Below are 24,921 nucleotides of genomic sequence, written 5' to 3'. Positions count from 1 at the left end.
TACCGTCTCGCAAAAAGCTCGCAATTCTCTGCAACTTTGAGATCCCACCCCTCCGCCCTGAGGACTCCTATGAAACGAATGCTCGGCGGCCTTGTCGTGGCCGCCCTGATCGTCATCGGCCTCGTGCCGACCGCCCCCGCAGCCTCCGCCGCCACCACAGCGGTTCTGACCAAGACCCTGACCGCCAACAGTTCCCTGGGTGACTACCCGGTCGGCAACGCCGGCGACGGCAACCAGAACACGTACTGGGAGAGCACCAACAACGCCTTCCCGCAGTGGATCCGCGCCGATCTCGGCAGCTCTGTCGCGGTCGACCGGGTCGTTCTCAAGTTGCCCGCTTCGTGGGGCGCCCGCACTCAGACGCTGGCGGTCCAGGGCAGTACCAACGGCACGACGTACTCCGACCTGGTGGCGAGCGCGGGGTACAACTTCGCGCCCGGGAGCAGCAACACCGTCACGATCACTTTCCCCGCCGCGACCACCCGGTACGTCCGGCTGAACATCACCGGCAACACCGGCTGGGCCGCCGGCCAGCTGTCCGAGTTCGAGCTCTACGGCCCGGACACCGGCGGCGACACCCAGGCGCCGACCGTGCCCGGCAACCTCGCGCTCACCGAGCCGAGCTCCGGTCAGCTCCGGCTCGCCTGGACCGCGTCGACCGACAACGTCGGCGTGACCGGCTACACCGTCTACCGCAACAACGCGGCCGTCACCACGGTCGCCGGCAATGTGCTCACGTACACCGAATCGCAGCCCGCGACGGCGACGGTCGAGTACTTCGTCCGCGCCCGCGACGCGGCCGGCAACGAGTCCGGCGACAGCAACCGCGTCCGCCGCACCGGCCAGGGCGGTGGTACCAACCTCGCGAACGGCAAGCCGATCGAGGCGTCCACGTCCGTCTTCGGTTTCGTCGCGACGAACGCCAACGACAACAACGTCGCCACGTACTGGGAGTCCAACGGTTTCCCGTCGACGCTGACCGTCAAGCTCGGCGCCAACGCCGACGTCAGCTCGGTCGTCGTGAAGCTCAACCCGGACCAGGCCTGGGGTCCGCGGACGCAGAGCATCGAGGTGCTCGGCCGCGACCAGGGCGCCACCACCTTCACCACGCTGAAGGCGCGCGCCAACTACGACTTCAGCCCGGCCTCGGGCAACACCATCGAGATCCCGGTCGCCGGTCGCGTCGCCGACCTCCGGCTGCAGGTCTTCAGCAACACCGGCGCGCCCGGTGGTCAGGTCGCCGAACTCCAGGTGATCGGTACGCCGGCGCCGAACCCGGATCTGGTCGTCACGTCGGCCAGCTGGACCCCGGCCTCACCGAGTGAGTCGACCCCGATCACGCTTTCGGCGACCGTACAGAACATCGGCACGGCAGCGGCCCCGGCCAGCTCGCTCAACTTCAACCTGGGCGGCACTGTCGTCGGTACCGTCCCGGTGGGCGCCCTCGCCGCCGGCGCGTCAGCCACGGTCTCCTTCAACGCCGGTACTCGCGCCGAAGGAACGTACAGCGTGTCCGCGGTCGTCGACCCGACCAACACCGTCGTCGAGCAGAACGACACCAACAACACCTTCACCGCCGCGACTCAACTCGTGGTTGCGCAGGCTCCCGGCCCTGACCTGCAGGTCCTGAGCATCACCTCCAACCCGCCGAACCCGGCCGTCGGAGCGCCGGTCAGCTTCACGGTCGCGGTCAACAACCGCGGTACGTCATCAGCCGCAGCCAGTACTACGCGACTGACCGTCGGCAGCACGACTCTCACCGGCGCCACCGGAGCAATCGCGGCCGGTGCAACCTCGAACGTCGCCATCAGCGGGACGTGGACCGCGACCAGCGGGGGAGCGACCCTCACCGCTACCGCGGACTCGACCAACGCCGTCGCCGAGACGAACGAGACCAACAACTCGTTGTCCCGCGCGATCGTCGTCGGCCGTGGCGCGGCGGTTCCGTACACGTCGTACGAAGCTGAGGCCGCGAACTACACCGGCACGCTGCTCAGTACCGACGCACTCCGTACCTTCGGCCACACCAACTTCGCCACCGAATCGTCGGGGCGGCAGTCGGTCCGGCTGAACTCCACCGGCCAGTTCGTCGAGTTCACCTCGACCAACCAGACGAACTCGATCGTCGTGCGCAACTCGATCCCCGACTCGGCCAACGGGCAGGGCATCGACGCGACGCTGAGCCTCTACGTCAACGGCACCTTCGCGCAGAAGCTCAACCTGTCGTCGCACTACAGCTGGCTCTACGGCACCAGCGACGGGCCGGAAGCGCTGACGAACACCCCGGGCGGCGACGCGCGCCGGCTCTTCGACGAGTCGCACGCATTGCTCTCGCAGTCCTACCCGGCTGGTACGAAGTTCAAGTTGCAGCGCGATTCGGGTGACACCGCGTCGTACTACATCGTCGACATGATCGATCTCGAGCAGGTCGCACCCGCGTTGTCCCAGCCGGCGGGGTGCACCAGCATCACGCAGTACGGGGCGATCGCCGGCGACGGCATCGATGACGCGGACGCGATCCAGCGGGCCGTCACCGATGACCAGAACGGCGTGATCAGCTGCGTCTGGATCCCGGCCGGCCAGTGGCGGCAGGAGAAGAAGATCCTCACCGACGACCCGCTGAACCGGGGTCAGTACAACCAGGTCGGGATCAGCAACGTCACCATTCGCGGCGCTGGCATGTGGTACTCGCAGCTCTACTCCACGATCGAGCCGCAGAACGCGGGCGGCATCAACCACCCGCACGAGGGCAACTTCGGGTTCGACATCGACAAGAACACGCAGATCTCGGACATCGCGATCTTCGGTTCCGGCCGGATCCGGGGTGGTGACGGCAACGCCGAGGGCGGCGTCGGACTGAACGGCAGGTTCGGTACCGGTACCAAGATCACCAACGTCTGGATCGAGCACGCCAACGTCGCGGTCTGGGTCGGCCGCGACTACGACAACATCCCCGACCTCTGGGGCCCGGCCGACGGGCTTGAGCTCAGCGGGATGCGGATCCGCGACATCTACGCCGACGGCATCAACTTCGCCAACGGCTCGCGCAACTCCAAGGTGTTCAACTCGTCGTTCCGGACCACGGGCGACGACTCGATGGCCGTCTGGGCCAGCAAGTACGTCAAGGACCAGTCGGTCGACATCGGCCACGACAACTCGTTCACCAACAACACCGTCCAGCTGCCCTGGCGCGCCAACGGCATCGCGATCTACGGCGGCTACGGCAACAAGATCGAGAACAACCTGATCTACGACACGATGAACTACCCCGGCATCATGCTCGCGACCGACCACGACCCGCTGCCCTTCTCGGGCACGACGCTGATCGCGAACAACGGCCTGTACCGCACCGGCGGCGCGTTCTGGAACGAGGACCAGGAGTTCGGCGCGATCACCCTGTTCCCGTCCAACCTGCCGATCCCCGGCGTCACCATCCGCGACACCGACATCTACGACTCCACCTACGACGGCATCCAGTTCAAAACCGGCGGCGGCGAGATGCCGAACGTAGCCATCACAGGAGTCCGCATCGACAAATCCAACAACGGCTCCGGCATCCTCGCCATGGGCGGCGCCCGCGGCAACGCCACCCTCTCCAACGTCACCATCACCAACTCCCGCGACGGCGACATCCTCAAGGAACCCGGCTCAAGCTTCGTCTTCTCCGGGCAGTAACACCATCCGCCAGCCCCGGACCCGGTCTGCCCACCGGGTCCGGGGTTGCGGCCCTGTCCGCCCGGCCACTGGCAGGAATTCGTGCCGCTGACGTGAAGCATCACGCCAGCAGCACCAAAACCCGCCACCGAACACCGCTTCATCGCCCGGCGACCGACGGCACCGCCCGGACCCCCGTGCACGCACAACCCTCGCCGAGGGCCCCAACATGCCGGGGTAAGAGATTGCCCACCGACTTAGGTATGCACCGACGGCCGCTCGTTGCCCTCAGCAACCACCGCGGCGGCTCCAGCTCGGGGGTTGACCCCTGAGATGGTGGGTTGCCGCCCGAGAATCCGAGGTGGCAACCCACCACTTGGGGAGGCAACCCCGCAACGAACCGTCCAGCCCGGCCCGCCCCGCGATCCCGGCCGACCTTGGCCAAGGGACTCTCTGGCTCAGACCCCTCCGCGGGAGCCCGCGAACCACAGTCCCTCACCTCAGCACCACGCCACAACAGCACCTCAGGCAGGATGACGAGGAGCATCGGCGAAGGGAAGTACTGGGATATGAGCGTCTGCATTGTCACGGGTGGAGGCGGGCCGCGGATCGGGAGCGGGGTCTGCCGGGCGTTGTCGGGCAAGGGGTGGACTGTGGTGGTTGCCGATCAGGAGTTGGCGGCGGCTGTGGCTGTGGCTGATGAGTTGCGGGCGGCCGGGGGGAGTGCGGTGGCGATGGCGCTTGATGTGACCGATGTTGAGTCGGTGCGGGAGGTTGTGGGGGCGACGGTTGCCGAGTTCGGGACTGTTGATGGGCTGGTGAACAGCGCGGGGGTCGGGCTTCGGAAGGACGGGGCGGAGGCGACTCGGGAAGAGTTCGATCGGGTTAATGGGATCAACTACGGCGGGCCGTGGAACTGCATCCGGGAAGTCGTGCCGGTGATGCTGGAGAACGGTGGGGGAAGCATCGTCAACATCGGGTCGGTGCATGCGGCGGGGGCAGCCGAGACATTCACCTTGTACGCCGGTACAAAGGCCGCGCTGGCCGCGTTGAGTCGGGGGATCGCGCGGGACTACGGGCGACGCGGGATCCGGTGCAACATCGTGCATCCGGGGGCGGTCGAGATCCGGGGCAATGAGCGGGTGCTTGACGAGTTCGTCGCCAAACAACAGATGCTGCCTAACGCCGTTGAAGCGATTGATATCGGCAATGCGGTGGCGTTCTTGTTGTCGGCGGAGGCGCGGGCGATCACGGGGGTCGAGTTGTTCGTCGACGCCGGTACTACGGCGATGCTTTTCTCCAACGGCTTCACCGACTGAACGCCTTGTTTTGTTCACCTTCCGGGTCCACGCTGGCGGAGGGAGGGGACGCCATGACCTTGAATCGGTACGGCGCTTTGGTGGGGACAGTCGTCGGGCGGCGGGCCGAGGGCGGGGTGGACTCGCCGCATTTCCAGCTGCACGTGAAGGGTGGCGATACGGAGTACCGGGTGGCGGTGAATGTGTTGTCGCAGCAGTCGCCGTCGGAGCTGCTCTACCTGGCGGTCGAGGACTTCAAGCACCCGGTGCTGGAGTCGCTGCGAACTCTGCCGGACGGCTTCACCGGCGTGGACATGGTTGGTGGCGGAGCTGCGCTCGACTACATCCGGGGCAACCTGTTCGACCGGTCGCAGCTGCGGCCGATGCCGTCGACGGTGCCCGGGCCCGACAACGATCTCGCCGACCGGCTGGAGTTCTTCACCGCTCGCGCGCTCGCCGATCCGGGGGCGCGGATCTATGCGATCGGTGACCGATGGGGGCCGGAGAACGCCGTAGCGGACAAGATTTTCGGGTTCTCGCCGGGCAACGGTGTCCACGACATCCATATGAACCAGGGCAACAGCGGGTCGTTCAAGAGTGACGACGGGGTCTGGCAGGACGGTGGGTTGCTGTTCCAGTTCACGGATCAGTGGGTGGCGATCTTTCTCGCCTTCCAGAGTCAGACCTGGCACACCGACGACAGCACCGGCCATGCGCTGCCGGGTGAGCCGGGTGCGGTACCGAGTCCGACCGACCCGCATCGCACGCTCCGCATCATCGCCGCGCTGGCCAACCCGATCGGCCCCGCGCCCGAGCCCGAGACGGTCACCCTGCTCAACCCGGGCTCGGTGCTGATCGACCTCGACGGTTGGTCCCTGGTGGACCGGCTCGGTCAGCGGATGCCGCTTCCCGCTCAGGAGTTGCCAGCTGGCGATGCTCTGCGGATCGCACTCCAGGCTCCTGTCCAGCTCGGCAACCGAGGCGGCACCCTGACCCTCCTCGATCCGGGAGGGCTCAAGGTCGACGGCATCTCCTATACGAAGGAGCAGGCGGCGGAGGAGGGCTTCACCCTCGTCTTCTGATCCGCGCGGTCAGCGGGTGTAGCTGCGGGCGACCTCGACTCCGACGACAGTGGGCCGGCCGGCCGGCTCGGGGGCGAGTGTCTTGGCCAGGGCCGGGCCGAGGCGGTCGGCGAAGAAGCGGTCGGCGGCGTCCTTCGACTCCCACAGGGTGACGACGCGGAGGCCGTCCGCCGCGGAGCCGACGTACCGGGCCTGCAGGCCCTCGGGTTCGGTGCCGACGTTCTCCATCAACTTGTCGAACTGGTCGATCGAGGCGAACGGCGGGGTGGCGATCGTGATCCATGGCATGGCTTTCTCCTCTGTCCGGGCGGCCGCTGGTGGCCACACACCTGACGTTAGGAGTTGGTCGCGTCGCGCGAATCCGCCGAATCACTCATCGCGGTACTCACCTGGCCGCGGGTCACCCAGGTGGCGATCTGGCTGCGGGTGGTGAAGCCGAGCTTGGTGAGGATGTGCTGGACGTGGTTCTGCGCGGTCCGCTCGGACAGGACCAGCGTGGTCGCGATCTGCCGGTTGGTGAGGCCCTCAGCGACCAGTGCGGCGACCTCGGTCTCGCGAGCGCTCAGTACCGGTTCTACCTCGGGCTGCGTCAGGTAGGCGGTCATCCCCAGGGAGGTGGCCAGCCGCAGCGCGTCGCGCGAGTTGGACTCCGCCCCGGCCCGATCACCTGGGCGGTTGCGATCGCGGAGGGCCTGGGCGAGGTGGTACTGCGCCTCCGCGACGAATCCCGGCGCACCCGCGCACCCGGCCTGGTGGACGGCCGCCGTCAGGTCTTCCACAGCATCGTCCAGCCGACCGAGTACTGCGGCGCCGCGACCGAGCGTCAGTTCTACGGGACCCAGGTAGGCCACGCCGTTGCCGACCGCATGCTCGCCACGGAAGGGTTCCAGCCGTCGCAGGAGTTCCTCGAGGTCGTCGTACCGGCCGATGCCGGCGCAGGCGAGTGCGGCGTACACGTAGCCGGGCAGTGTGAAGAAGACGGGCAGTGACCAGGCGTCGAGCGGACCAGCCTGCCGGTACGACGCGGCCGCCTCGCTGGTGAGTCCTGCACAGGTCTGGAGGTAAGCACGGGACAAGTGGGCCATCGTGGCGAAGCGGGGCGGCGGGTCGAACGCCTGCCTGGCTACCTCCGGGCTGACCCCGACATGACCGGCCAGAGCCGCCAGTAGTGCGTAGTACGCGCCTGTGGCCGGTGCCTTCTCGATCACCCGCATCCGCTCGTACCCGCGCCGGGCGATCGCGGCAGCCTCCTCATACCGGCCGCGAGCCTGGGCAACGCAAGCGGCGACGCGGTCATGATGCCAAGCGCTCACCGGGCCGCCGACCCGCTCGACCGCGACCTCCAGAGCAGGCAACTCCTCTGCCGCAGCCGCCAGCCGACCACTCTCGATCAACGCGTCGAGCCGCCAGAGTTCACCCCACATGGCCGAGCGGGGATTGCCGTTCCGCTGGGCCAGGTCGAGCATCTCTGTTGCTAGAAGCAATCGTTCGGCGCGACCCGCCGGACCGGGGCAAGCCTCTTGCCTGGCGTGCAGCGCATCGGCCAGGGCCTGGTCGCCGTCCGCCTGATCGTCGCTCGCCTGGTTGTTGCTCGCCTGGCGAGCGAGGTCGAGGGCTGCCCGGCTGAGCTCGTCGGTGCGGTCCTGCTCGCCGTCGTAGAACGCGAGATGGCTCCGCTGGGCCAGCAGCCGCGCCCTGGTCGCGTCACTGACCTGGCCTGCCATGGCGTCCTCACACAGCCTTTTGGCGACGGTGTTGATCCCCGGATCGGGGACGGCCTCGAGAACGAGCGCCGCGTCGGCCCGCTGCTCGTCATCCACGGCGGCGGCCGCGGCCTCCGTCGCGGCGGCTACGCAGGTCTGCAGATCACCTGCCAGCCGGGCGGCGCGACCAAGGTTTACTTGCCGTTGGCAACGCTCAGCCGGATCGACGGGCGCGATCTCCCAGGCGGCCTGATACAGCCGCACGCCTTCCTCGTACGCCAGCCGCCGCACCGCCTCGTCCGCGGCGAGGGTCAGCCAGTACTGCGCAATCGCACCTTCCCCGTACTGCGCCAGATGCGCCCGATGCCGAGCGATCTCGACGAGGTGCTGACTCAGGTCGCCGGCGTGCTGGTGCTCCAGCGCTTCCGCGATACCGCGATGAAGGCCGGCGCGCTCCGCAGTACCGAGTGAAGCAGCCACCGCATCCCGGGTGAGCGCATGGCTGAACCGGCCAGGCTGGTCGAGGAACCCGAAGGCCACCGCCTCGTCCACCAGCGGCAAGCACCTCTCAACGGTCATATCCACCACCGCAGCGACAGTCGTGAGCTGGAAGTCGCGCCCAACGATCGCTGCAGCCTGCACCAGCCGGCGGCAGTCGGCGCTGACCCGGTCGAGCCGCCCAGCGACGATGTCGAGGACCGTCCGCGGCGGCCGGTCCGGCTGCCACGAGCCGTCAGCGATGGCCCGCCCGACCTCGGTGACGAACAGGGGATTGCCACCAGTGACCTGGAAGACCTGCTCAGCCTGGTCCGCTGACGCCATCGGCAGTTGCTCCCGGACGGCTCCGAGATCAAGCCCGCGCAGCTCCAGGCGCTCGGCGGGCAGCTCAGCGAGCATGCGAGCGCCTATGCGGTGGGTGGCCAGGACTAGTACCGGTAGGTCGCTCACCTGGGCCGCGAGATGCCGTAGTACCAGCAGGGAGGGCTCATCGGCGCGGTGGACGTCCTCCAGGAGGATCACCAGTCCCTGCGGATCCGCTGCCTCGGCAATCGCCTCAGTGACCGCCTCGAACAGGCGGAACCGATCACCGGCCTCTCCTGCGAGTACCTGGTCGGCATCAACCTTCAGCCCGCGCAGTACCTGCCGCCACGGCCAGTAGGCGGGTGCCCCCTCGCCCTCAACACAGCGGCCCCAGGCAACCGCAGTACCGGCCGCCAGCGCCATGCCCGCGAACTCCTGCGCCAGCCGCGTCTTCCCGATCCCTGCCTCGCCTCCGCACACCACCAGCCGCCCCCGGCCGTCGCGTGCGTCGTCGAGCCAGCCACGCAACGCGCCGAGTTCCCGCCCCCGCCCGACAATCCCCATCCGCCCAGCATCACCTAACGCCCGGTACTTCGGGAAGCCCGGTGAACCGTCGCTTGCGTGGTCGGTCAGACTTGGGCGGTGAAACGGTTCCTGCGGCGGGCTCTCGTCGTCATCGTCGTGTTCCTGCTGGTCGTCACCGTGGGGTCGCTGACGTACAACGCGTTCACCGGTGGCACGGAGTCGGCCCCGGAAGGTTTGAAGTTCGTGCAGGCGGGGGACGTCAACACCCGCTACGACAGCTGGGGAACGACCGGTACGCCGGTGGTGCTGGTGCACGGCGCGGTGGAGTCGGTCGACACGTGGTCGCGGCTGGTGCCGTTGCTCGCCAAGACTCATCGGGTCTATGCGTACGACATCACGGGATACGGGTACAGCGAGCGCAAGGGGCCGTACACGATCGAGCATCTCGCCTCGCAGCTGCTGGGCTTCCTGGACGCGATGCATCTTGGAGGCCCTGGGCAACCACATCCGTTGCTCGTCGGGCATTCTCTCGGCGCGGGGGTCGCGGCCGAGGCGACGTTGGAGGCGCCCGGGCGGATCGGCGGACTCATGTTTCTTGATGGCGACGGGCTGCCGCTTCCCGGTGGTCGTCCGCCTACGGGCGTGATCGTTCCGCCGTACCGGACGACGTTGTTCCGGATGGTGCTGGGGTCCGACTGGCTACTCCGGCGGATCTACAAGTCGACGTGTGGGCCGTCGTGTCCGCCGATGGACGTCGAGCAATGGGTGCGGCCGTTCCGTCAGCCAGGCGCCGAGAAGGCTGTTTGGCAGATGACGGCTCATGGGATTCCCGCAGTACCGGCCGATCGGTTGGTGCGGCTGCGCGACGTACCGGTTCCTACGTCTGTGGTTTTCGGTGCTCGGGATACCAACGGCGGCAATGCTATCGAGACGGCCGGGCGGATCGGCGCGCCGGCTCCGACCCTCATCCCGGACGCCAACCACCTCACGCCGATCTCCAACCCGGCCGAGATCGCCACCGCCGTGAACGCCCTCGCGGAGCGGAGCCGGTAGAGCCTGGGATTCGGGGAACGCTTCAGGCTCCTGAGAGCTTGAGATTCGTGGCCGACGCCGTCAGGACGATGGACTGGCCTTCAATGGCCACCTGCTGAAGGGTGGCTTTGAACGGCAGTTCCGGTACGACGATGCCGCGCGACAAGATGGCGCCGACCGTGCCGCGGAGTTGCTCGGGGATGCCTTGCAGGGTGCTCTCGTCGACCGCCAGGCCGATCCGGCCGTTGCTCGCCACGGGCCGTACCGTCGCGGAGACGCTGAAGCGCTGGATGGTCGCCTTCGCCACCAGGTTGCCGCGGACGACCTGCAGGGTGAGTGCGTCGATACCCCTGGTGTTCGCGGTGAGCTTCGCCAGCGCGGCCGGGGACAGGCGCAGCTTGACGTCGGCCCGGTCCACCGTGACGGCGGCGCTCCGGTCACCGGTCAGCGCCTGGCGAGGTACATGGATGGTGTGCATGTCGACGGTCAGGTCCTCGGCCGCGATCTTCTCGATCTCCGGCTCGCGCATGGTCATCGTGACCTGGTCGAACTTGCTCCTGGCCAGCTGCGGCAGGAAGCCGAAACCCCCGATCTCCACCGTCGTGTCGGCCGCGGTGACGTCGTACTTCGCTGCCTCGTCGGCCGCCGACTTGGCCAGCTGGCCCTCGGCGAGCGACTCACCGATCCGGTCGGCGGCGACGGCGAGGCCGGCGAGGATCAACAGGATGACGATCAGCGCGCGGAGTACCCGGCGTGGTCTTCTGGAGCTCATGCAGGCAGAGCCTAGCGATGCACCCCTAACCCCTGCGGCCGCCCTGCTGCCAGCGGTGATGGCGCGCGGGTCCGCTCAACATGGCGACCCAGAAGAGCATCCAGAGCAACCAGGGCGCTGCGAGTATCACCGCTGAGGCGACCAGGCCGATCATCAGCACCGGGATCAGGAACATCAGCGGGGACGGGTGTCCGCGCCGTTGAGGGCCCCGGCGCCCTGGTTGGGACGCCTCCAGCTCCGGGAGATCGGCGAAGAGGAGGTCGACCTCATCGGCGTACCGGGCCTTGGTCGCCTGGTCGCTGCGCTCCTCGAACTCGTCCTGCGTCAGCCGGCCGGCGACGAAGTGATCGCTCAGTTGCTCGACCGCCCTGTCGCGCTCGGCGTCACCGATCCGGAGCGAACCTCTGGCGGGGAGGTATCCGCTCATGACCGGTCACCGTCGTCGTCATCCGCGAGGATGGAGTACAGCGTGCGGCGGAGCGTGATCAACGCGTCCCGCGCCTTCGCCTGCTGCTCGGCCGAGCCCGCGGCCATGATCTGCCACATCGCCGTCGCGACCTGCCCGAGAATCGGCTTCAGCCCGTTCTCGTCGTCGTCCTGCGCCGACATCGCCTCCCAGGGCGCCGTGACCTCGTCGGCGTGCTCGGCGACATAGGTGCGACCCTCGTCGGTCAGCGTGAACGTCCGCCGCCCGGTCGCCGCGTCGGCCGTCACCAGCCCCTCGTCCTCGAGCTGCTGCAAGGTCGGGTAAATCGAACCAGGGCTGGGCTTCCACGCCCCACCACTGCGCTCGGCGACCTCCTGAATGATCTGGTATCCATTCATCGGCTGCTCCGCCAGTACTGCGAGAATCGCCGCCCGTACATCGCCCCGCCTGGCCTTCGGACCCCTGCTGAACCCACGCGGTCCACCAGCCCACGGCGGCCCGCCGAACATCCCCCACGGGTTCTGCCCGCCTCCGAAGGGATGCCTTCCGAACGTTTGCTGCTGCCGTCCGCCGCGCTGGCCGGTCATCGCGGCGCGCAGTTCCTCCTTGAGCTGCTCGAACCCTTCACAATCCAGTCGCCCGAACCCGGGCCACCTACCGACAAACGCCGAACCCGTCATCCCAACCACTCCTCACCGAGCCATCACGATAATTCGACGATATATCGCGAACGCTCACCACCCAAGGAGTTCGTCAGCTCTCAGCAACCTCTTACTCTGCCTTGCTACCGTCGGTGACTCCCTCCAAGCCGACAACGACTGAAGGGTCACCTCATGGGCATCTTCGACGGCCTCAAAGACAAGGCCTCCGAACTCCTCCAAACCGCCACCGAAAAGGTCACCGAAGCAACCGGCGTAGACCTGAGCGGTGTCACCGACCAAGCCACCGAACACGCCGAAGGCCTCACCGACCAGGCCCAAGGCCTCGGCGAAACGGCCCAGGACCACGCCAACACCGCCGGCGACCAGCTAGCCGACGCCACCGGCATCGAAGTACCAACCGAAGGTCTCACCGACCAGGCGACCGACAAGTTCAACGACCTCACCGGCCGCTGATCACAGACCGCCAAGGCAAGATCTTCATCTCCGTGTAAGCGGCTCAGGCACGCGGCATCCGCGGGAAGCGGTGCACCTCTTGCGGCCAGTCGAGCGCGACGGCGAGCCGGCCGGCCCAGTGCCGGGCGGTCTCGTCGTCGGGGACCTCGACCACACAGAATCCACCGAGGTGTTCCTTGCTCTCGACGTACGGCCCGTCGCTGAAGACCGGCTCCCCGTCCTGCGCGGTGACGCTGCACACCACGGTCGAGGCGTCGATCCCGCCGTTGCTGAAGAGGAAGACGCCCGTCTCCTTCATCTCGTCGATCACCGGCTTCACCGAAGCGGACTTCCGGCCGATCTCCTCGGGCGTGTGCTCGGGCACCCACTCATCGTTGAACGCGATCAGATACTGAGCCACCGTCGTCTCCTCTCAGGGCAACTGCTCGTCGGCAGGCTTGCCGCGACGAAATCTGGAGCGGAACCTCGAGTCGTACTCGAGCTGCACATACCCCGAGGAGTGCACCCCCACGGCCACGAACCCCATCGCCAGGAACACGATGCCCGCGACGAGGGAGATGTGCCAGAAGGCGGCCGTGAGTCCGACGAACGCGGCCCCCTGGGCAACCGCCTTCGCCACGCCGACAGCGGCTGACTTGCTCGTCCGGCGACGATAAGACTCCTGCCGATTCAGCACCAGCAGCGCGGCCAGCAGCGGGATCGAGACGGCGAACGCGATGACGCACACCGTCGCCGGCAGGTCGAGCGGGTCCTCGGTCAGGAACGGCTGTACTACGACCAGCCCGGCGGCCGCCAGTCCGCCGTAGACCAGGTTGGACTGACGAATCCATTCCTCCTGAGCAGCCGGATCGGCGGCGGCACTCTCGACCTCCTGCCGGACGCGTTCGGCATCGGCTTCCGCCTGGTTCGCCTGCTCAGCCAGAAGGTACTCGTCCTCGTTCATAGGCCTATCTTCCCGAACCTCCGGGCCGTGGCTGAACAACACCTCGGGGCCGGACGATGAGTCGTCCGGCCCCGAGGCGCGTAGTACGGAGAATCAGTGCCTGGTGACTGCCCCGGTGGTGGGGTTGAGCAGTACCGGCCGGGCGTCCGGGCGGTGGTGGAAGTCGAGCATTCCGGTCAGTGAGCGCGCCTGCGCGTCGTACGAGGCGTCGCCGATGGTGCCGGTCCGCCAGTTGTCCTCGATGAACTTCAGAACCGACGTCTGGTCGGTCCGGTTGTGGTCGACGTAGTTGGTCTTGCTGAACGGGCTGATCACCAGCAGCGGCTGCCGCGGACCGAAGCCACAGCGATCGGCGTACCCGCCCGCGGCCGGTTTCTTGCCGCACAGGGCCGCCTGGTCGTTGGCCGGGTCCGCGGAGCCGTTGCGGAGCGGCGGCGTCACGTGGTCGTACCAGCCGTCGGAGTCGTCATACGCGACGACGATCGCGGTGGACGCCCAGTCCTTCGACTTCTGTACCTCGTTGATTGTGTTGACCAGGAAGTGCTGCTCGTCGAGCGGGTCGGAGTAGCCGGCGTGGCCGTCCTGGTACTCCCCGGCCTTCAGGAAGCTGACCGCCGGCAGGTTGCCCGCCTTGGCCGCGGCCGAGAAGTCGGTCAGGTCGTACTGGTGGTTGGCCTGGTCGGTGTGCCCGATCTTGGCGACCGAGGTCGGCGGCAGGTGCTTGGGGTTGCTGGTCGACTTGTAGTACTGGAACGGCGCGTGGTGCGGGCTGTAGTCGACCACTGTGTTGCCACCGACGTTCTGGTGGGTGGCGCCGCAGACGGAGTACCCGTTCGCAGTACTGGTCGGCCGGAAGCCGCCCTGGAACCAGCCCCAGGTGGTGCCCTGCTTGTTGAGCAGGTCGCCGATGTTCGTGCCGGTCATCACGCCGAGCGCGTTCTTCGACGTGTGGTTGTTGTCCGAGCAGTCGTCGAAGGCCGGGTCCGGGTCGTTGATCATGGTGCCGATGCCGTTGGCGTCCGGAGATACCGAGGTGTAGGCGTCGGTGACGTTGTGGCCGGTGATCGGGTCGACGGCGTAGATCCCGTGGGTCTGGCCGGAGATCAGGTTGATCGCACCGGGCGAGGAAGGCCCGTACACGCTGCTGTACGAGTTGTCACTCATCGCGTAGTGCTGGGCGTAGTTCCACAGCCCGGTCACCGTGTTGCCGTCGTAGTAGTCCATCACCAGCCCGGGCTCGCCGAACAGGATCGGCTGGCCGGTGCACTTGTCGGTCTCGGTGAACTCGACGAACTTGTCGGCCTTACCGCCGTTGTACGCCTTCTGCTCCGCGCCGTATCCGTGGTTCTGGTCGCAGGTCAACGCCTGCTCGTGGGTCAGCCGCTTCGGGTTGTACTGGTTCGGGTTCTGCTTGAGCAGCGCCGGCGTCAGGCCGTTGACCCGCGGCGTGTGCCGGGCGGCCTGGAACTTGGTGCCGTCGGTGTTGGCGGCGTTCGGGTAGGTGCCGAAGTAGTGGTCGAACGAGTTGTTCTCGTCGAAGATGACCACCAGGTGCTTGATCGGGGTGCTCGTGGCCACCGGCTTGGGGTGGTGGTCACCGCCGCCGCCGTGATGCCACCACGCGTCGTCGCCGGCCCAGGCCGGCCCGGCCACGGCGACCAGCGTCATCGCGCTGACCGCGGCCACACCGCCGATCGCCGCCGTGCGGGTTCGTTTACTCCAGGTACGGGGCTTGAGGACCACAATTGCCTCCTTTGGTGGAACAGTTCATGCGAGCAGCCCGCGTCCGAGGTGATCAGCGGTGTCCTGGACGCCGGGCAGAATGAGGAAATAGCCGCCGCCAACCGGCTGGATGTAGTCGACGAGCGGCTCGTCGGCCAGGCGTTTCTGGATCGCCTCGAACTGGCGCCGGAGATCCTGCTGGTAGCAGACGAAGACCAGTCCCATGTCGAGGTTGCCGACGTTGTCGGTGCCGCGGTCGTAGTTGTAGGGCCGGCGCAGGATGCGGCTCTCGTCGCTCTGCGGGGTACGCGGATTCGCCCGGCGGATGTGACTGGTCAGCGGGATCGCCGAACCGATCGGGTCGGCGGCGAAATTCGGTACGTCGTGCTCGTCGTTGCCGTCGAGCGGGGCGCCGGTGTCGCGCCGGCGCCCGAACATGTTCTCCTGCTCGTTGATGGAGACGCGGTCCCAGAACTCCACCAGCATCCGGATCCGGCGGACGACCTGGTAGCTGCCGCCTGCCGCCCACGGCTGATCGGTTGCCTGGGGCAACCACACCAGCTTGTCCATCTGGGTCGCGTCGTTGACGTCGAGGTTGGAGGTACCGTCCTTGAACCCCATCAGGTTGCGCGGCGTACCGCTCGGCCGGGGCGGCGAGCTGAACCCCTCGTACCGCCACCGCACCTGCATCGCGCCGCGGGTGTGCCGGGCGAGGTCGCGCAACGCGTGCAGCACCGTGTCCCGGTTGTCCGCGCACAGCTGGACGCTCAGGTCGCCGTGACTCTCGGCGGGATCGAGGTGGTCGTTGGGGAAGGTGACCATGGGGGTCAGCCCGGACGGCTTGCGTTTGGCCAGCCCGTACCGCTCGTCGAACAGCGAGGCGCCGACCCCGACGGTGACGGTCAGCCGGTCCGCGGGGACTGTTGGGCCGAGTACACCGGAGTCGGTCGGCGGAGCCGAGATGCCGGGATCGGGCGGTGTCCCGCCGGCGGTGAGGAACCGGGCCCGCTCGGTCAACGTCTTGAACAGGTCGGTGAGCTCCGCACGGTTCGCGGCAAGCACGTCAAACGAGACATGCATGGCATGCGGCTGCGCAGGCGTGGTGATCCCCGCCTGATGAACGCCGTGAAATGGTACGACCGGTTCAACCGCCGGTGCGGCGTCAGCCCGTCCCGCCCGCGTAATCCCAACCCCAGCACCAGCCCCGACCGCGACCCCCGCTACCCCGGCACCCAGCGCACCCCGCAAGAACCCGCGCCGATCAGTGCCGGACCGCCCCGTGCCGGTCCGGTTGTCGGTTGGCTGGGCTTCGTCGGGGGCGCTCATGAGGTCCTCCGGACGTCGCCGATTGCGGCGATCGGCGCCAGCACTTCCACCAGCTGACTGACGGCGGCGTTGAGGCGCGTGCGGGTCTGTGTGTCCAGCGCGGTCGGCGCGACCCAACTGCCGTCTGGTCGGTGCCCCTTGGCCACCAGGTTGCGGGTGGTCGCGACCCATGTGGCTACTTGCGGCCAACCGGAGTACCGCTTGCTCATCAGCGGCGCGAGCGCGTGCAGCACCGCCTGGGTGCCATCCAGGTTCGCCCCGAGCGTCGCCAGCCCGGTACCGCTTCCCTGGTCAGCCTGCCCGGTCAGCTCGAACTGCAGCGCGTTCTCCATGATCTCGTGAGCGCGCAGCGGCAGGTCGTTCGGATCGGTCTGCTCCTTAGGGAAGTCCTCACGAAGCCCAGCGACAGCGGTGCCAAGCTGGTTCGCCACCGGTACCAGCGAGGCTGGCGTCTGCCCGTGCCACAGCCCGTACTCGACTCGCCGCAACCCGACGAAGCCCGGATCCTTCACCCCTGCGACCAGCCCGTCCGGCATCCCGTCGATCTGGTCCGCGAAGTCGCCGAACGTGTCATACGCAGCACCCAGCCGCTCATACGCCAGATGCGTGGTCAGCCACGCAGAGCGGGATGCCGCCAATTCACCGCCGCGCAACGTCCGTACCAGCGTGGCGACTTCCCCGGCGAGAGTCGTGAGCCCACCGGTGACGTAGGCCCGGTACTCCGCGACCGCACCGCTGAGGTCCTGTCTGGTGACCGGCAGGACGGCCGGCGCCAGTGGGGGAGGACCGTCAGTGACCCGGATCTCCGGCCCGGTGACCCCGTCCGTGTCCTCCGCCAGGCACCGGAACGCATAGGTGGCCCGGCCGAGGTTGAGCTGCATAGGCCGACTGGTGTTCGGCGCGAGCCCCTCGACCTCGGCGTACACCCCACCGGTCCTCGGGTCGATCAGGTCGACCTCGGTGGTCACCGTGCCGACATTGCTGACCTGGACGGTCTGCGGGCCGCTGTGCGGGGTCTTCCAACCGGTACCGCAGTTACCCCGCGACACGGTGACGGTCAGCGCATCGCCTTGCTCGTCATGGCCAGAACACCCGGACAGGACAAGCAGGAACCCGCAGACAGCCAACGCACCAGCGGGGCGCAAGCGCACAACAAGCGGCACGAGGGCTCCGGGGGAGGGGTAAACGGTTGATCACCCCTGACACTAAGCCACCTGGCGAGCACCGCTCTATGACAGATGTCAGTACCCGCGAATGTTGGCCTCCGGGTAACCCGCCGTTTCCCTACTCCCCGGCACCGCTGAATCAGTCCGAGCGACCCTTCAGCCGGCGGCTGACCGCGCGCTCGACCTCCCGGCTCGCCTCCCGCTCGGCGAGCGCCTGCCGCTTGTCCCAGTTCTTCTTGCCGCGAGCCAACGCGATCTCCACCTTGGCCCGACCATCCTTGAAGTACAGAACGGTAGGCACGATCGTCAGCCCGCCCTCGTTGACCTTCCGCTCGATCTTGTCGATCTGCGCCCGGTGCAACAACAACTTCCGCTTCCGCCGCGACCCACCCTCGTACCACCGAGCCTGCGAGTACTGCGGAATATGCACCCCATGCAGCCACAGCTCGCGGTCCTCAACCTGAGCAAACCCACCCACCAGCGAAGCCCGCCCAGCCCGCAACGCCTTCACTTCCATCCCCTGCAACACAATCCCCGCCTCCCAAGCCTCACCCAGCTCGTACTCATGGGCAGCCTTGCGATTACGGGCAATCACGGGGTCGGCCTCAGGCTTCTTCACCCTCTGATTCTGCCCGCCCAGCAGCGCGGTCGTACTAGGTGCCCCCGGCAGGATTCGAACCTGCGACGCACGGTTTAGGAAACCGACGCTCTATCCCCTGAGCTACGGGGGCGCACGTGTGGACCGGGGATAAGGGTAGCGGAGTCAGCCGATGACTGCGTTGACGCCTAGGTGGCCGGAGATGGAGGCGTAGCGCTCGGCGTAGAGGGTGATGCAGTTGCCGCCGGTGCAGCCGCCGCCGGCGAAGGAGAGGCCGCGGATGGTGGCGCCGCCGCCGGCTGAGGTCGTGTAGATGGGGCCGCCGGAGTCGCCGCTGCGGATGGCGATCGCGTTGCCGCGGGTCGCGCGGACGACGTAGGTGGTGCAGCCGTCGGTGTCGCAGTACTTGGCGCTCAGGGACTTCACCGTGAGCCGGCACATCGAGAGGCTCTTGTAGCCGGACTGGCAGATGTACGAGCCGAGGGCCGGGTCGCCGGCGGCCTTGACCGTCCGGGTGTCCACCGAGTCGCCGGGGCCGTCTGTCCAGATCTTGGCGCCGTACGAGCTGCCCGTCATCAGGGACTGGTCGTAGTCGGGGTAGTTCGTCCGGACCGACGTGGTGCCGTAGTAGTTGCTACCCGAGTTCCAGACCGTGCCGACGCCGCCGCAGTGGCCGGCGGTGACCGAGCCGCGTTGGCCGTTCGATCGCTTGACGACCGAGAAGCCCGCGGAGCACAGCTTGAGCGCCGACTTGATCATCGCGCCGCCCCAGTGACCACCGGTCGGAGTGTCGCTCACCCGCGTCGTCCGCTGCAGACTGCCCGCCGATGCCTGGACGCCGGCCAGCGACTGCAGCGCTGCGACCGAAGCGGCGGAGGTCGTGGCCTTGTCGTACTCGACCACGACGTCCTCGGTCACCGGGTCCAGATCCGCGCTGTACGTCGTCTTGGCCGCGTCGGTCCATTTGCGCGCGCCGAGCTGGTTCCAGGCGTCCGCGATGGAACGGGCGGAGCGGCAGCTGCGTTCGAGGCCGAGCATCTTCTGCCCGGCGGCCGGAACGTTCTCAGCGACAGCGGCCTGGTACTTCTTCTGGTCGACCACGGAGTCGTCGACAACAACCTTGTAGCCGGTCTCGGGCGACCCCAGTACGCCGACGATGCCCTGGCTCAGCCCGTACGGAAGACCCGACGTCGGCCGCCCGGTCACGTCGAGCGGCTCGATCGACCGTACGGCCGTCGTCACACCCTCCGCGATCGCTTGGCCAAGAGGCCGTGGGTCCTTCGCCGAGACGGGTTGGGACAGCCTGGTGGCGTCCGAGGATGTCGTCGTCGGGTCCGCGTGGTTGCAGACCGTGGCCTTCGTCACAGTCATCGGTGTTCCCGGCGCAGCCGTCGACGGCAGAGCCGAGAGTGTTGCGGTTACCAGTGACACTGAGCTAAGAGCGAGCAGCGGAACGGTAGCTGAGAGTCGCACTAAGCTCCCCAATCGGGTGGACGGGCTCCGTGAATCGTCCGGTCAGGGACTGCTGATAGTCAATAGGTGATCACCGTCTGCAAGCAAATTTGACTACCGTGCGCGAGCGTATCTTGCAACTTCTTGCCCGTCGCCGGCGTAGAAGGTCAGGCCGGTCTTGTCGCTGGTGATCCGCTTCGTGGCCTTCAGGACCGCCGTGTGCGGGACGTTGTCGCAACCGACCATGCGTTGAAGGCCCGACCTGCTGCTGAATTCGCCGCGCTGGCCGATCGAGTAGGTGCCCTGGAGTCCGTTGCAGCCGTCGGAGCCGACCCAGGTGCCGTCGGCCTTGAAGGTGATGGTCGGGTCGTTAGGGCGGGCTGCCTTGAGCGTGGTGAAACCGTTGAGCCGCACCGGTCGCCACGTCCCGACCACTGTCTGCGCCGTCGCGGCCGAAGCCTGAGCACTCGAGTTGGTCGACGCAGGGTTGTTCCCGGCCGCAGGCTGCGGGGTCGACTGTGACGGGCCGGCCAAGCTGAAGCTGACCGCGGCGACCACGGCCACCGCGGCGGCCGCGGCACCGGAGATCACCCAGGTACGCCGCTGTGCGCGCTGCGCGCCGACGGTGGCCCGGCCGACCAGGTCGGCGGACGGTGGCACCGAAGCGGCGGCGCGCTCGAAGGTGGCGCGCAGGCCGTCCTCCAGCTGCTCTGTGTCTAGCTCTGTCTTGCTCACGACAACCTCTCATCAACACGGTGGGACTGCCTCGTCTTGCGGAGCGCGGCGAGGGCTCTACTCGCGGTCGCGCGCACCGAGGACGGTTTGATGCCGAGCAGGTCGGCGATCGTCCGGTCGTCCAGGTCCTGGTAGTAGCGCAGCACCAGGACGACCCTTTCCCGGGCCGACAGCGTGGCGAGGGCTCGCCAGAGGTCGTCGGAGTTCACGATGTCCGTGGCCGGATCCGGCACCGTGCGATCGGTGTCGAGGTCGGCCGCCGGGGCCTCGGTGAAGGACCGGCGACGCGTCATCGACAGGTAGGAATTGATCAGGATCCGGCGCACGTAGTGGTGCGGGTCGTCGGCCCGCTGCACCTTGCGCCAGGACCGGAACGCCTGCATCAGCGCGATCTGGGCCAGATCCTCCGCCCGCTGATAGTCGCCTGAGACGGTGAAACCGAGGCGCACCAGTTCCTGCCCGCGCGCGGACGCGTACTCCTCGAACTCCACTCGCAACTCCCCAACTGGGCGTACAACACCTCACACCTATTAGACGCAGTGTGCTACCCAGGGTGCTGCAGAGATTCACACACAGTTCTGTCTCGGCCGCTGAGGCCGAGCCGCCCGCCTTGCGGGTTGAACCCACAAGGCGGGCGGGGTGACCCCGGCCCGGACGGCTTCGGGGGGCACGTCCGGGGCAGGGTCAGCGCAGGCCGAGCGCCTTGATCAGCTCGGGGGAGACCTGCCGCGGCGCGGCGAGCTCGCCGGGCTTGCCTTGTCCTTCGAACGAGGTCGCCACCAGCTGACGGCAACCGAACGCCTCAGCCGTGTACGAGAGCACGCCGCGGTCGTTGTCGGTGAACCGGAGCACGTAGGTCGGCCCCAGTTCCTTGGTGCACATGGCCGGCTTCTTGGCGACCGGCTTCGCGCTGTTCACCAGGGCGAAGAGGTCGACGGCCTGGGCCGCGGTCCGCTTGGTGGTGACGGTCGCATAGTCCTGGCCGGTCGCCTGCGCGTCGTACTGGCAGATCGTGACGCTGACCGGCTGGAACAGGGACTTGGCGATCCCCTTGCCCCAGACGGCCTTGCCGACGGCGGTACGGACGGCGGTGATGGTCTCCGGGCAGTCCATGCTGGGTGTTCCGCTCGGGGTGGCGGTGGGCAGCGTTGGCGCTGTGGGGGTGGTCGGCGGTTGGCTGGGCTGGGCGCCGGCGCCGCTGGAGTCCTCGTTACCGCAGGCGGCGGTAAATCCGAGCACTGTCACGACGAGCGTCGCCCCGATGAAGCCCCGTGTCCTTGATGCACTCACGACTCGGTCCTTCCGGTTGGGCAAGGAAACCCATCATGGTCGCTGAGGATCTCACTGGTCGTGGCAGAACTGTCACGGCACGGCGTCTATCTGGTCACGAGGCAGATCGAGCGGCAAAAGCAGCAGTTCTGTGATGCGTGCGGCCTGTTCGGTAACCTGGAGACATGACGAGCCCGTACGAAGACGACGAGCCGCTGCTGCCCGACCAGACTCGGGACGACGATCCCCGCACCTGGGGTGAGAACGACTCCAGCGACGACGACGAGCGAATCCTGCGCGAGGTCCCGCCGCACCACTGACCGGCCGCCCTCGATGAACACGGTCTTCCTGGTCCACGGTGGTTTGTGGGACCCGATGAACGCGGAACGCTTCTGGCGTACTCCGGGGATCGTCGCCGCGCTGGAGACGCGCGGCATCACTGTCCTCGCGCCCGACCGTCCGCAGTCGCCCGACAGCTGGACCGAGGAAGTCGCCGTACTACGCAAGCTCCTTCCGCCGGAACCGGTAGTGGTGGTCGGCGCCTCCAACGGCTGCTCGGCAGCAGCCCTACTCGCCATCGAGTACCCGGATTTGGTGCAACGCCTCGTCCTGGCCTGGCCCGCGACAGGCGGCGACCCTGTAGTCGACGAACGCACCCGGGCAGGCCTCACCTCCAGAGGCGCGTCGGTAGCTGTGGCTGACGAGTTGCTGACTGCGAACACCTTGCGGGGAGTGCGAGACGACGACCTTGCTCTCTTGCGTATTCCGGTAGCCGTACTGCCATCGGTACCGGAGAATCCTCCTCACCAACGCAAGACCGTCGACACCTTGCTGAGCTTGATCCCCGGCAGCCGCGAACTCCCCGGATGCCCGGAGCCACCAACCCCACACTTCCCACCCCACAAGGACGAACTGGCCGAGACGCTGGCTGCCTTCGCCAGGTGATCCGATAGCGCCGTGACCGCCGTACTGTCATTCGTCCGGTGTCGTTCACGAGGAGAGTCCTGATGGAACTGCGATCGTTCGAGAGCGAGTACTCGGCGCTCGTGGCGGGCTGGGCGACCACAGCACAGGAAGTCTCGTTGCTGACCGGACGGGACGAGTACCCGTTCCCGGCCGACGTCCTGACCAGTTGGCGCGCGATCGCCGACGACATCCAGGCCTTCCTGTACTTCGACGGCGAGACCCCGGTCGCGTACGGCGAACTCTGGCTGGACGACGAAGAGGACGAGGTCGAGCTGGCCCGTCTCATCGTCGCCCCCGACCTCCGAGGCAAAGGCATCGGCACCGATTTCGTCCGGGCCCTCCTCGGGCCGGCCAAGTCGGCGGGCTATGCCGAGATCTTCCTCCGCGTCCGCCCCGACAACACCCAAGCCATCCGCGCCTACCTCCGCGCCGGCTTCCAGCCGGTGGCCGAGGAGCTGGCCGCCGAATGGAACAAGCCACAGCCGATCGACTACACCTGGCTTCAATACCCGACTACTACCTGACCTACTGGACCAGCTTGAGCCAACTCGGCTGCTGGTCCGCAGGCCTCGTGCCGGTCGACTGCGATGTGCTGCAGGGTGCAGCCGACCGGACCACCAGCTTCGGTCAGGGCCGCGGACGGGCCTGGAGGGCGTCGCGGATCTCGACCAGCAGTTCCTGGTCCATGGTGAGGGTCTCGGGCTCCTCCTCCGGGGTGCCGGCCTTGGCGGCGCGGCGGTCCTGGAGCTTCTTCATCGGAACGACGAGCACGAAGTAGACGACCACGGCGGTCAGGAAGAAAACGACGGCGGCGTTGATCATGGCGCCGAAGTCGATCACCGTCTTGGGGTTCTTGTCGTTGAGTTGGACGGCCAGCCCGTTGACGTTCGACCCTCCGATCGCAGCGATCAGCGGGTTCACCAGGTTGTCGACCACGGTCTTCACCACGGTGGCGAAGGCGGTGCCGATGACGAACGCGATGGCGAGGTCGAGGACGTTGCCTCGCATTAGGAATTTCTTGAAGCCCTCGATCATTTTGCAATGCCTCCACGATGCGGGGCCCGGGGACCCTCGGCTGGGTTACCCGCAAAACGTAGGACTCTGCCCCGCCGATGGCGAGGGACCGCGCCGCAGCACCACGGATCGCTACTGCGCGTGTCCGATAAGTGGTCAGCTCGTATCCGGCGTCAGCGCAAAGCTGATTCGCGAGTTCGCCGTGGCCTGGGCAACCCGGCTGATCACCTCTCGCCCGGCGCCGATCACGACCAGCGCGCCCGAGGTCCCGGCCACCGATGAGCGCCCTGCGGGCAACGCGATCACGCGCACAGCACTGGCCAACGGAGTCGCGGCATCGACGGGAGTGCTCGTTGCGGCGTACAGGTCTATTCGATCGCCGACCTGGAGCAGGGTGGTCAGGTCGGCATCGTCGACTCGGACGGGATAGGCGAACTGTCCGGTTGGCAGTGACGCCGGTGTGACGAATCGCGCATCCGTGAGTGGCTCGCCAGAGCGCACTGGCCCCGCGAGCACGCGCCGGACGACGTCGCTGCCCGGCTGGAGCGCGCCCGCGGGCACGACCGCAGCGGGTAGTCGCAAGGTTCGAAGGTCGCGCGCCGTCGGTGGCGAGCCACCGGCCAGGTCTCTGGCGGCGGCCAGGACCGCCACGGTCGGCGGTGGTGGCGGAGAGAGGGCGGTCATGCCGCAGTACACGGCTGCCGCCGCGGACACCCCAGCCAGCAGGCGGCGGTGCCGACGAACGGCTTTCAGCAGGTCACGAAGAAGAAGTCGGCTCATGCCAGAGAAAGTACGAGCCTACGAGCGCCGTTCCCTCGTTATCCACAAGGGAATGCGGAGAAAATCAGGCGGCGCTGGTCTTGCTGCTCGACGACGAACCGGACGAGCCCGACGACCCGGAGGGTCCCGAGGTCGAGGAGGACGAAGAGCTCTTCGACGAATCCGACGACGACTTCGACCCGTTGGACGAGGACTCCGATGACGACGAAGAGGAGGACTCACTCTTGGCCGGCAGCGTGCTGGTCCCAGAGGACCGGCTGTCGTTGCGGTAGAAGCCGGAGCCCTTGAACACGACACCCACGGCGTTGAACACCTTGCGCAGGGTTCCCTCGCACTCGGGGCAGACCGTCAGGGCGTCGTCGGTGAAGCTCTGGCGGACCTCGAGCGAGTTACCACACTCGGTGCACTGGTACTGGTACGTCGGCACGTGATTCCCCTTCAGGCCGCTGGCACTCCTACTACTCGACTGCTAATAATGCGCTACGGGCCCGAAGTATTCCAAGTTCAGCCGATCGATCGGCCGGTCTAGTCCACTTCCAGG

At 67.5% G+C, this 24,921-nt stretch carries 26 protein-coding genes and 1 tRNA gene; 8 read left to right on the top strand and 19 right to left on the bottom strand.

Annotation, left to right across the window (positions count from 1 at the left end; all coding sequences use genetic code 11):
- The first annotated feature begins 69 nt into the window (after window positions 1–69).
- From OHA70_RS04075 to OHA70_RS04065, 3 genes are all read left to right on the top strand, one after another.
- Window positions 70–3,675, top strand: coding sequence for a CARDB domain-containing protein (locus OHA70_RS04075; RefSeq protein ID WP_328328655.1), 3,606 nt, complete (start codon window positions 70–72; stop codon window positions 3,673–3,675).
- A 548-nt stretch (window positions 3,676–4,223) separates the two neighbouring features.
- Complete coding sequence (locus OHA70_RS04070; protein ID WP_328328653.1) at window positions 4,224–4,973, top strand: SDR family NAD(P)-dependent oxidoreductase; 750 nt, start codon at window positions 4,224–4,226, stop codon at window positions 4,971–4,973.
- 53 nt (window positions 4,974–5,026) lie between these two features.
- Window positions 5,027–6,034 carry a DUF2278 family protein gene (locus tag OHA70_RS04065; protein ID WP_328328651.1) on the top strand — a complete coding sequence of 336 codons (1,008 nt, stop codon included), beginning with the start codon at window positions 5,027–5,029 and terminating at the stop codon, window positions 6,032–6,034.
- A 9-nt stretch (window positions 6,035–6,043) separates the two neighbouring features.
- Here the strand turns inward: OHA70_RS04065 and OHA70_RS04060 are convergent, their stop codons facing one another.
- Both OHA70_RS04060 and OHA70_RS04055 read right to left on the bottom strand, forming a co-directional pair.
- Window positions 6,044–6,322 (bottom strand): hypothetical protein, encoded by a 279-nt coding sequence (locus OHA70_RS04060; protein WP_328328649.1) that lies wholly within the window; start codon window positions 6,320–6,322, stop codon window positions 6,044–6,046.
- A gap of 47 nt (window positions 6,323–6,369) precedes the next feature.
- Window positions 6,370–9,102 carry an ATP-binding protein gene (locus tag OHA70_RS04055; protein ID WP_328328647.1) on the bottom strand — a complete coding sequence of 911 codons (2,733 nt, stop codon included), beginning with the start codon at window positions 9,100–9,102 and terminating at the stop codon, window positions 6,370–6,372.
- Between the two features lie 78 nt (window positions 9,103–9,180).
- Here OHA70_RS04055 and OHA70_RS04050 point away from each other — a divergent pair, with 78 nt between their 5' ends.
- A complete protein-coding gene (locus OHA70_RS04050) occupies window positions 9,181–10,116 on the top strand; it encodes an alpha/beta fold hydrolase (RefSeq protein ID WP_328328645.1) in 936 nt (311 codons plus the stop codon).
- Window positions 10,117–10,138: 22 nt separating this feature from the next.
- Here OHA70_RS04050 and OHA70_RS04045 read toward each other — a convergent pair whose 3' ends face one another.
- The 3 genes from OHA70_RS04045 to OHA70_RS04035 are packed head-to-tail and all read right to left on the bottom strand — an operon-like array spanning window position 10,139 to window position 11,974.
- Window positions 10,139–10,867: an LmeA family phospholipid-binding protein gene (locus tag OHA70_RS04045; RefSeq protein ID WP_328328643.1), complete on the bottom strand. Its 729-nt coding sequence runs from the start codon at window positions 10,865–10,867 to the stop codon at window positions 10,139–10,141.
- 25 nt (window positions 10,868–10,892) lie between these two features.
- Window positions 10,893–11,294, bottom strand: a complete 402-nt coding sequence (locus tag OHA70_RS04040) for a DUF1707 SHOCT-like domain-containing protein (RefSeq protein ID WP_328328641.1) — start codon at window positions 11,292–11,294, stop codon at window positions 10,893–10,895.
- Window positions 11,291–11,974, bottom strand: coding sequence for a PadR family transcriptional regulator (locus OHA70_RS04035; protein WP_328328639.1), 684 nt, complete (start codon window positions 11,972–11,974; stop codon window positions 11,291–11,293). The genes OHA70_RS04040 and OHA70_RS04035 overlap by 4 nt, the downstream gene beginning before the upstream one ends.
- Before the next feature lie 153 nt (window positions 11,975–12,127).
- Here OHA70_RS04035 and OHA70_RS04030 point away from each other — a divergent pair, with 153 nt between their 5' ends.
- Window positions 12,128–12,409 (top strand): hypothetical protein, encoded by a 282-nt coding sequence (locus tag OHA70_RS04030; protein ID WP_328328637.1) that lies wholly within the window; start codon window positions 12,128–12,130, stop codon window positions 12,407–12,409.
- A 43-nt stretch (window positions 12,410–12,452) separates the two neighbouring features.
- On the opposite strand, the gene OHA70_RS04025 is transcribed toward OHA70_RS04030, so the two are convergent.
- The 11 genes from OHA70_RS04025 to OHA70_RS03975 all read right to left on the bottom strand — a co-directional run bounded on the left by OHA70_RS04025 (window position 12,453) and on the right by OHA70_RS03975 (window position 21,641).
- Window positions 12,453–12,809, bottom strand: a complete 357-nt coding sequence (locus OHA70_RS04025) for a YciI family protein (protein WP_328328635.1) — start codon at window positions 12,807–12,809, stop codon at window positions 12,453–12,455.
- Between the two features lie 12 nt (window positions 12,810–12,821).
- A complete protein-coding gene (locus tag OHA70_RS04020; RefSeq protein ID WP_328328633.1) occupies window positions 12,822–13,352 on the bottom strand; it encodes a hypothetical protein in 531 nt (176 codons plus the stop codon).
- A 93-nt stretch (window positions 13,353–13,445) separates the two neighbouring features.
- The gene (locus tag OHA70_RS04015) at window positions 13,446–15,095 is read right to left on the bottom strand and encodes a phospholipase C (RefSeq protein ID WP_328328630.1); all 1,650 of its coding nucleotides are present in this window, start codon (window positions 15,093–15,095) and stop codon (window positions 13,446–13,448) included.
- Window positions 15,096–15,119: 24 nt separating this feature from the next.
- Window positions 15,120–16,400: an iron uptake transporter deferrochelatase/peroxidase subunit gene (gene efeB / locus OHA70_RS04010; RefSeq protein ID WP_328328628.1), complete on the bottom strand. Its 1,281-nt coding sequence runs from the start codon at window positions 16,398–16,400 to the stop codon at window positions 15,120–15,122.
- Window positions 16,397–17,563 carry an EfeM/EfeO family lipoprotein gene (locus tag OHA70_RS04005; RefSeq protein WP_328328626.1) on the bottom strand — a complete coding sequence of 389 codons (1,167 nt, stop codon included), beginning with the start codon at window positions 17,561–17,563 and terminating at the stop codon, window positions 16,397–16,399. The genes efeB and OHA70_RS04005 overlap by 4 nt, the downstream gene beginning before the upstream one ends.
- A 142-nt stretch (window positions 17,564–17,705) precedes the next feature.
- Window positions 17,706–18,185, bottom strand: a complete 480-nt coding sequence (gene smpB, locus OHA70_RS04000) for an SsrA-binding protein SmpB (RefSeq protein ID WP_328328624.1) — start codon at window positions 18,183–18,185, stop codon at window positions 17,706–17,708.
- A gap of 39 nt (window positions 18,186–18,224) precedes the next feature.
- Window positions 18,225–18,297, bottom strand: a tRNA-Arg gene (locus OHA70_RS03995).
- A gap of 32 nt (window positions 18,298–18,329) precedes the next feature.
- On the bottom strand, window positions 18,330–19,535 hold the full coding sequence (locus OHA70_RS03990) for a hypothetical protein (RefSeq protein ID WP_328328622.1): 1,206 nt from the start codon (window positions 19,533–19,535) through the stop codon (window positions 18,330–18,332).
- A 195-nt stretch (window positions 19,536–19,730) separates the two neighbouring features.
- Window positions 19,731–20,351: an META domain-containing protein gene (locus OHA70_RS03985; RefSeq protein ID WP_328328620.1), complete on the bottom strand. Its 621-nt coding sequence runs from the start codon at window positions 20,349–20,351 to the stop codon at window positions 19,731–19,733.
- On the bottom strand, window positions 20,348–20,842 hold the full coding sequence (locus OHA70_RS03980; protein ID WP_328328618.1) for a SigE family RNA polymerase sigma factor: 495 nt from the start codon (window positions 20,840–20,842) through the stop codon (window positions 20,348–20,350). The genes OHA70_RS03985 and OHA70_RS03980 overlap by 4 nt, the downstream gene beginning before the upstream one ends.
- 193 nt (window positions 20,843–21,035) lie before the next feature.
- Entirely contained in the window at window positions 21,036–21,641 is a 606-nt protein-coding gene (locus OHA70_RS03975) for a hypothetical protein (RefSeq protein ID WP_328328616.1), read from the bottom strand.
- Between the two features lie 164 nt (window positions 21,642–21,805).
- On the opposite strand from OHA70_RS03975, the gene OHA70_RS03970 reads away from it, so the two are divergent.
- The 3 genes from OHA70_RS03970 to OHA70_RS03960 all read left to right on the top strand — a co-directional run bounded on the left by OHA70_RS03970 (window position 21,806) and on the right by OHA70_RS03960 (window position 23,110).
- A complete protein-coding gene (locus tag OHA70_RS03970) occupies window positions 21,806–21,940 on the top strand; it encodes a hypothetical protein (protein ID WP_328328614.1) in 135 nt (44 codons plus the stop codon).
- Window positions 21,941–21,953: 13 nt separating this feature from the next.
- Window positions 21,954–22,565 (top strand): alpha/beta fold hydrolase, encoded by a 612-nt coding sequence (locus OHA70_RS03965; protein WP_328328612.1) that lies wholly within the window; start codon window positions 21,954–21,956, stop codon window positions 22,563–22,565.
- Between the two features lie 62 nt (window positions 22,566–22,627).
- The gene (locus tag OHA70_RS03960; protein WP_328328610.1) at window positions 22,628–23,110 is read left to right on the top strand and encodes a GNAT family N-acetyltransferase; all 483 of its coding nucleotides are present in this window, start codon (window positions 22,628–22,630) and stop codon (window positions 23,108–23,110) included.
- Window positions 23,111–23,213: 103 nt separating this feature from the next.
- Here OHA70_RS03960 and mscL read toward each other — a convergent pair whose 3' ends face one another.
- From mscL to OHA70_RS03945, 3 genes are all read right to left on the bottom strand, one after another.
- On the bottom strand, window positions 23,214–23,621 hold the full coding sequence (gene mscL, locus OHA70_RS03955) for a large conductance mechanosensitive channel protein MscL (protein ID WP_328328608.1): 408 nt from the start codon (window positions 23,619–23,621) through the stop codon (window positions 23,214–23,216).
- 135 nt (window positions 23,622–23,756) lie between these two features.
- Window positions 23,757–24,380 (bottom strand): SAF domain-containing protein, encoded by a 624-nt coding sequence (locus tag OHA70_RS03950; protein ID WP_328328606.1) that lies wholly within the window; start codon window positions 24,378–24,380, stop codon window positions 23,757–23,759.
- Window positions 24,381–24,444: 64 nt separating this feature from the next.
- Window positions 24,445–24,807, bottom strand: coding sequence for an FmdB family zinc ribbon protein (locus OHA70_RS03945; protein WP_328328604.1), 363 nt, complete (start codon window positions 24,805–24,807; stop codon window positions 24,445–24,447).
- Between the last annotated feature and the right edge of the window lie 114 nt (window positions 24,808–24,921).

Source organism: Kribbella sp. NBC_00382, from assembly GCF_036067295.1.
Lineage (GTDB): Bacteria > Actinomycetota > Actinomycetes > Propionibacteriales > Kribbellaceae > Kribbella.
Note: the sequence above shows the minus strand (reverse complement) of the source record. Positions and strands in the feature narration are given on the sequence as shown.